Origin of the sequence: Streptomyces sp. NPDC012935 (assembly GCF_042900345.1) — a bacterium.
GTDB lineage: Bacteria > Actinomycetota > Actinomycetes > Streptomycetales > Streptomycetaceae > Streptomyces.
Window position 1 is genome coordinate 1 of sequence record NZ_JBIBBC010000055.1, and the last position, 1938, is coordinate 1938.

2 protein-coding genes and 1 pseudogene are annotated in these 1938 nt (G+C 68.5%); all 3 read left to right on the forward strand.

Going from position 1 to position 1938, the window contains the following annotated elements; all coding sequences use genetic code 11:
* Nucleotides 1-813, forward strand: an 813-nt coding sequence (locus tag ACFY5C_RS41350; RefSeq protein ID WP_389455228.1) for a ribose-phosphate diphosphokinase, incomplete at its 5' end; no start/stop codon positions are given.
* Between the two features lie 182 nt (nucleotides 814-995).
* The gene (locus ACFY5C_RS41355) at nucleotides 996-1592 is read left to right on the forward strand and encodes a 50S ribosomal protein L25/general stress protein Ctc (RefSeq protein ID WP_062673933.1); all 597 of its coding nucleotides are present in this window, start codon (nucleotides 996-998) and stop codon (nucleotides 1590-1592) included.
* Between the two features lie 97 nt (nucleotides 1593-1689).
* A pseudogene (locus tag ACFY5C_RS41360) lies at nucleotides 1690-1938 on the forward strand (aminoacyl-tRNA hydrolase); the annotation flags it as partial.

The following is a 1938-nucleotide window of genomic DNA, read 5'->3' on the forward strand; positions in this document are numbered from 1 at the left end:
CGGGGTGCGGACTGCTTCCTGATCCAGAGCCACACGGCGCCGATCAACAAGTGGATCATGGAGCAGTTGATCATGATCGACGCGTTGAAGCGTGCGTCGGCCCGCTCGATCACCGTGATCGTGCCGTTCTACGGCTACGCCCGCCAGGACAAGAAGCACCGTGGCCGTGAGCCCATCTCGGCCCGTCTGATCGCGGACCTGATGAAGACGGCCGGCGCGGACCGCATCCTGACCGTGGATCTGCACACCGACCAGATCCAGGGCTTCTTCGACGGGCCGGTGGACCACCTGTTCGCGCTGCCGCTGCTGGCGGACTACGTGGGCCGCAAGGTCGACAAGGACAAGCTGACGGTCGTCTCGCCGGACGCGGGCCGGGTCCGGGTCGCGGACCGCTGGTGCGACCGGCTGGGCGCGCCACTGGCCATCGTGCACAAGCGGCGTGACAAGGACGTGGCGAACCAGGTGACCGTCCACGAGGTCGTGGGTGAGGTCAAGGGCCGCGTCTGCGTCCTGGTCGACGACATGATCGACACGGGCGGCACGATCTGCGCCGCGGCGGACGCGCTGTTCGCGCACGGCGCGGAGGACGTCATCGTCACCGCGACGCACGGTGTGCTGTCGGGCCCGGCGGCGGACCGCCTGAAGAACTCGCGCGTGAGCGAGTTCGTGTTCACGAACACGCTGCCGACTCCGGGTGAGCTGGCGGCGGATCTGGACAAGCTGACGGTGCTGTCGATCGCGCCGACGATCGCGAGTGCGGCGCGCGAGGTGTTCGAGGACGGTTCGGTCACGAGCCTGTTCGACGAGCAGTAGAGCCGGCTGTAGAGATCGTTTTGGGAACGGCCTCCGGGTCCGAGTAGACTGCTGCAGTTGCTCGGCGAGGGAGGCCGTTTCCCGTTGCGGGATGCGGTTGTCCGTTATCGACGCGCTCTTCGTAGCAGGCCGTTCGTGGCCGGGTGACCCCGTCCGTCCTACTTCTACGAGGAGTGATCGTCATGTCCGAGGTCAAGATCTCCGCCGAGTCCCGTACCGAGTTCGGTAAGGGTGCGGCCCGTCGTATCCGTCGTGACAACAAGGTCCCGGGTGTGCTGTACGGCCACGGTTCCGACCCGCTGCACCTGACCCTTCCGGGTCACGAGCTGCTGCTGGCGCTGCGTACGCCGAACGTCCTGATCGCGCTGGACATCGACGGCAAGACCAACGAGCTGGCCATCCCGAAGGCCGTGCAGCGTGACCCGCTGAAGGGCTTCCTGGAGCACGTGGACCTGCAGCTGGTGAAGCGCGGCGAGACCGTCACGGTCGAGATCCCGGTGCAGGCCGAGGGCGAGCTGGCCCCGGGCGGCAACCTTCTCGAGCACGTGCTGAACGCGCTTCCGGTCGAGGCCGAGGCCACGCACATCCCCGAGTCCGTGACCGTGTCGGTCGAGGGCCTGGAGGCCGGTGCGTCGATCCTGGCGAAGGACATCGAGCTGCCCAAGGGCACCAAGCTGGCCGTCGAGGACGACACGGTCGTGCTGCAGGTGCTGGCCGCGCAGGCCGAGGAGGCCGCTGAGGGCGCCGAGGCCGAGGGCGAGGAAGTCGCCGAGGCCTGATCCTCGCATTCCGGCGGGGCCGTGTGACCGGTTCCGTCGTCGCTTTCGTCAGCCGCCGTCCCTTCGGGGGCGGCGGCTGGCGCGTATCGATGGAGACGTGGACGTGACGACCGATCCGAGTGCGCCGTGGCTGGTCGCCGGCCTGGGCAATCCGGGGCCCGAGTACGCGGGGAACCGGCACAACGTGGGGTTCATGGTGGTGGATCTGCTCGCGGAGCGGATCGGGGGGAAGTTCAAGCGGGCCGGGAAGGCGCAGGCGCAGGTCGTCGAGGGGCGGATCGGTCCGCCGGGGCCGGCGAGCCGCCGGGTGGTGCTGGCGAAGCCGACGTCGTTCATGAACCTGTCG